The organism is Dietzia sp. B19, assembly GCF_014145155.1.
Taxonomy (GTDB): domain Bacteria; phylum Actinomycetota; class Actinomycetes; order Mycobacteriales; family Mycobacteriaceae; genus Dietzia; species Dietzia natronolimnaea.
Genome location: NZ_JAALED010000351.1, coordinates 1 through 4,730 on the forward strand (window position 1 = coordinate 1; position 4,730 = coordinate 4,730).

The following is a 4,730-nucleotide window of genomic DNA, read 5'->3' on the forward strand; positions in this document are numbered from 1 at the left end:
GGCGCGTCCTGGCGGAGACCGGGCACGTCAGCGGGCACGCGGACCGGGTGGGGGTGCGCATCGATCCGGCCGGGCCCGTGCCCCGGTCGAGCACCCGCGAGATCCCCAGCGAGGGCATGGTGCGCGGCGCGGTGCAGGTCCCGGCCGACGGTTCACCGGTCGTGTTCGGACCCGACCACCCCGTCACGGGCGGGTACCCGGTGATCGGGGTGTTGACCTCGCGGTCGTCGGACTCACTGTCCCAACTCCTGCCGGGAGCGCCGGTGAGCTTCCGGAGGGTGTCGGAGTGACCGACTAGGGTGTGCCAGGCGGAACCAAGTACCCTGGACCGTTGGTGTGCGCGGAAATCACTGCCTGCGGGCCGGTTTTCGTCCCTCACCGAAAGACGACTCTCTTCGAGGTGAAAGCAGACCATGCCAGCGATCGTCCTGATCGGCGCCCAGTGGGGCGACGAGGGCAAGGGGAAGGCCACCGACATCCTGGGCGGCCGCGTCGAGTACGTGGTCAAGCCCAACGGCGGGAACAACGCCGGCCACACCGTTGTGGTGGGCGGAGAGAAGTACGAGCTCAAGCTCCTCCCCGCCGGGATCCTCTCGCCCACCGCCGTGCCCGTGATCGGCAACGGCGTGGTGGTCAACCTCGAGGCGCTGTTCGAGGAGATCGACGGCCTCGAGGCCCGCGGCGCCGACACCTCGCGGCTGCGCATCTCCGCCGACGCCCACCTGGTGGCCCCGTACCACCAGGCGCTGGACAAGGTGACCGAGCGGTTCCTGGGCAAGAAGGCCATCGGTACCACCGGCCGCGGCATCGGCCCCACCTACGCCGACAAGGTCTCGCGGGTGGGGATCCGCGTGCAGGACGTCTTCGACGAGTCCATCCTGCGGCAGAAGATCGAGGGCGCGCTGCACCTCAAGAACCAGATCTTCGTCAAGATCTACAACCGCCGCGCGGTCGAGGTCGACGAGATGGTGGAGTACTTCCTCTCTTACGCCGCCCGGCTTCGACCCATGGTCAGCGACACCACCCTCATGCTCAACCAGGCCCTGGAGCGCGGCGAGTCCGTGCTGATGGAGGGCGGCCAGGCCACCATGCTGGACGTCGACCACGGCACCTACCCGTTCGTCACCTCGTCCAACCCCACCGCCGGCGGCGCCTGCGTGGGGTCGGGCGTCGGGCCGACCAAGATCACCCACTCGCTGGGCATCGTCAAGGCGTACACCACGCGAGTGGGCGCCGGGCCGTTCCCGACCGAGCTCTTTGACAAGTGGGGCGAATACCTGCAGGTCACCGGCGGCGAGGTGGGCGTCAACACCGGCCGCACCCGGCGCTGCGGTTGGTACGACGCCGTGATCGCGCGCTACGCCGCCCGGGTCAACGGGTTCACCGACTACTTCCTCACCAAGCTCGATGTGCTCACCGGCATCGGCGAGATCCCCATCTGCGTGGCCTACGACGTCGACGGCGTCCGGCACGACGAGATGCCCATGTCGCAGACCGACTTCCACCACGCCACGCCGATCTACGAGACCATGCCCGGCTGGGAGGTCGACATCACGGGGGCGCGCGAGTTCAGCGATCTGCCGCCGGAGGCCCGCGCCTACGTGCTACGGCTCGAGGAGCTGGCCGGTTGCCACATGTCGTACATCGGGGTGGGCCCGGGCCGCGACCAGAACGTGGTGCGGCGCGACATCCTGAGCTGACCCGGGCCGGCGACTCAGGCCGCGGGGTGGCAGGACGACCCGCGTGATCGGGCGGAGGGACGAGGTATCCGGGGATATAGTCCCCTGCGGCGGTGTCGTTGATCCGCAGCCGGCCGCGTCCCCTCGACGATCGGATGACGCCCATGCCTTCCCTCGCCCGTCTCGGCGTCGCCGCCGCGACCACCGTCCTCACCTCGGTCACCCTCTGGTCAGGAGCCGGGGTGGCGGCAGCGCAGGAACTGACGCTCGTGGGGGCGCCCCGGAACGCCCCCAGCGCGACCTACACCAGTCTCAGCTCCCTGTCCGTCACCCGCTCGTCCGGTGAACCCGTCGTGTCCTACGCCAACAGGTCCGGGCGCGACCTCTTCTGCCTGACGATCCTCAGCACCGCTGAGGTGGTCAACGCCTACTACGATTTCCTCCGCACTCTCGAACCGGACGCGGAGGAGATCGAACTGCCCGACGAGCTCGAGGCGAGCGTCGAGGCCGCCGAGCAGGCCGGCCGGTTCGGGTATCTCACCTTCGAATCCGCGCCGGGCTCACGAGGCCCCGTCGACCCCGTGTTCGCCGTGCTCCCAGCGGACGGGTCGTTCGCGCTCGAAGCCGTGTCGAGCTGTACCGGGGACGGATACGTCGAGGTCGAGAGCACGACCTCGGGCGGGTACATCGGGTCACTTCCGGTGGGGTCGTCGGGCCTCGCGTCGAGCAGCGGGAAGACCACGGGTTCACTCGCGCTGGGCGTGGTCGCCGCGGTGGCGGTCGGAATCGGTGTGGCCACCGGGTCCACCTCAGCGCCCCCGTTCTGAGTGCTGGGCGGTGCCGGGGTTCAGCTTCGGCGTCAGCTCGGCAGGCCAGGGATCTGCGGAAGGGGGAACGCCCCGCCCGCCACTCCCGCGCCGACGGCCAGAGCGATGGAGACTCCCACCCCCGCGAGGATGATGAGACCGGCTCCGACGATGGGGTTGTCCAGGGAGCCGCCGTCCGCTGATCCCGACGCCTGCGCAACGTAGGCGACATGGCCGTCCGGGACGGGGGCGGCGTGGGCGGGCGCAACGGCAACGGAAGTGGCGGCGGTCAGAGCGAGAGCGGCGGCGGCAGAGGTTGTGCGGGTCATGATCATGTCTCCAGTATCGACTCTGAATGGACGGGCATTACCTACGGCCGTTCCTGCGGTCGGCTCGCGGCCCTCTGTGCGGCGGTGATGCACGCTCCGGCGCCGGCCCACTGTGCGGCCGCCTCGCGGCTCTGTGCGCCCGGCTCTATGATTCGGCGCGTTCTCGGAGGTATCGGCCGAGAAAGTCCGTTCCAGAACTCGCCGAGGACGCACGAACCGAGACGAGCCTTCGCGGATCGCTCCTCATCGCTCCTTGACGGTCCTGACCGCTCCCGAGAGGCGTCGATCTCGGGAGCGATCCGAGGGCAACGATCTGGCTGTGGATTGTCGTCCTGCTCATCCACAGCGGGCCGGCCACTACCCGGTGGACGGGCGTTCGCGTAGCACCATGCGGTCATGCCACCGACACACTCAGACCCTGCGCGCTCAGACCCTGCGCGACCGCCGAGGCGTGAGGCGGCCTTCGTCAGAGCCGTCTACGGTGGCGAGCCGTTCCTGGTCAACAGCGCACTGGCTGCGGGGATCCTCACAAGACAGGATCTGCGCACCCGCTTCCGTCGACTGCACCCGAGGGTCTACGTGCGAGCGTCAGCCGAACTCGACCCGGCGCAGAAGATCCGCGCGGCCTGGCTATGGGGTGGCCCACGCTCGGTGATCTGCGGGGGCGCCGCCGGGCACCTGGCCGGGGAGGCGTACTTCGGGGAGGAGCTAGTTCGCGACGAGGTCCAGCTCTGGAGGCCGACCTGGCGCAGGGCCCCGCCCGGGATCGTCGTCCGCAAGTGGACCGCCACTCCCGACCATCTGCTGTGGCAGGGGATGGCCGTGACGACCCCCGCCAGGACCGCAATCGACCTCGCCCGGCATATGGCGTCTGATGTCCGGGCGGTCGCGGCGCTCGATTCCATGTGTCGCACAGGCGGCACTGATCCGGATGCGATCGCGGCGGCGGCGTTCGCCATGGCAGGTCAGACCGGGGTCCGTCGTGTGCTGGGGTTGCTGCCCGCCGTGGATCCGTTGGCCGAGTCGCCCAAGGAGTCCGAACTGCGGTTGATCATGGGGGCGACTGATCTGCCGGTGTTCGAGTCGCAGGTCGAGGTGCGAGATGAGTCCGGCGCGCTGGTGTCGCGACTCGACCTGGGTAACCGCCGGTGGAAGGTCGGGTTGCAGTACGACGGCAACGAGCATCTGACCCGGGCCCGTCGAGACGGCGATTCCGTGGCGATGCTGCGGCTGGCGTCACTGGGATGGGAGGTGAGGCGGGTGACACAAGGTCTGCTGCACACCCCGCGGACGCTCACCAGATTCGTTCGCGGGGCCTTCGAGAAGCAGGGCTGGGAGCATTCCGTGTGACCCGGTCGCATTCACTGAATCCCGGTCACGTTCTGGGACGGGCCCACTCGGCCGATGCATCCAGGATCGCGCCGGATCGGGGTGGCCGCCGGATCGGGGATGGCCGGCGGGTGGCGACAGGCGGGTGGCGACAGGCGGGGTCGCGATCTCTAGGGCAATTGGCGGAACGCGTTGCGGAGAGCTGCCACGGCCTCGTCGACGTCGAATCCCGAGCCTGCGGCGCGCTCGGCGAACTCCTCCGCGGCCCGGGCCAGCACCGCGCCGGGCAGATCGGCTGCTGAGACGAACGTCCCCGACCGGCCGCGGCCCTCCAGAACTCCCGACTCCTCGAGTTCGCGGTAGACCTTCGCGGCGGTGGCGCTGGAGACTCCGACCTCCTCCGCGAGCGTGCGCACGGCGGGCAGCCGAGTCCCTGCGGTGAGCACCCCACGCCGGACGCCCTCGACTATCTGCCCCTTGAGTTGGCGGAACGGCGGCTCCGCCGAGGCGGGGTCCACGGCCAGGGTCATCCCGGCCACCCGGGAGCCCGAACCCGGCGTGCGGGAGCCTGAACCCGGCGTGCGGGA

5 protein-coding genes and 1 pseudogene are annotated in these 4,730 nt (G+C 69.8%); 4 read left to right on the forward strand and 2 right to left on the reverse strand.

Annotation, left to right across the window (positions count from 1 at the left end; translation table 11 throughout):
• From G6020_RS10495 to G6020_RS10505, 3 genes and pseudogenes are all read left to right on the forward strand, one after another.
• A pseudogene (locus tag G6020_RS10495) lies at positions 1–290 on the forward strand (biotin-dependent carboxyltransferase family protein); the annotation flags it as partial.
• A gap of 123 nt (positions 291–413) precedes the next feature.
• Positions 414–1,700, forward strand: a complete 1,287-nt coding sequence (locus tag G6020_RS10500; RefSeq protein WP_182610587.1) for an adenylosuccinate synthase — start codon at positions 414–416, stop codon at positions 1,698–1,700.
• Positions 1,701–1,843: 143 nt separating this feature from the next.
• A complete protein-coding gene (locus G6020_RS10505; RefSeq protein WP_182610588.1) occupies positions 1,844–2,506 on the forward strand; it encodes a hypothetical protein in 663 nt (220 codons plus the stop codon).
• A gap of 32 nt (positions 2,507–2,538) precedes the next feature.
• Here G6020_RS10505 and G6020_RS10510 read toward each other — a convergent pair whose 3' ends face one another.
• Positions 2,539–2,814 carry a hypothetical protein gene (locus G6020_RS10510; protein WP_241731491.1) on the reverse strand — a complete coding sequence of 92 codons (276 nt, stop codon included), beginning with the start codon at positions 2,812–2,814 and terminating at the stop codon, positions 2,539–2,541.
• 396 nt (positions 2,815–3,210) lie between these two features.
• On the opposite strand from G6020_RS10510, the gene G6020_RS10515 reads away from it, so the two are divergent.
• Positions 3,211–4,164: a hypothetical protein gene (locus G6020_RS10515; RefSeq protein ID WP_182610590.1), complete on the forward strand. Its 954-nt coding sequence runs from the start codon at positions 3,211–3,213 to the stop codon at positions 4,162–4,164.
• A 149-nt stretch (positions 4,165–4,313) separates the two neighbouring features.
• Here the strand turns inward: G6020_RS10515 and G6020_RS10520 are convergent, their stop codons facing one another.
• Complete coding sequence (locus G6020_RS10520; protein ID WP_179523493.1) at positions 4,314–4,673, reverse strand: GntR family transcriptional regulator; 360 nt, start codon at positions 4,671–4,673, stop codon at positions 4,314–4,316.
• Positions 4,674–4,730 lie beyond the last annotated feature (57 nt).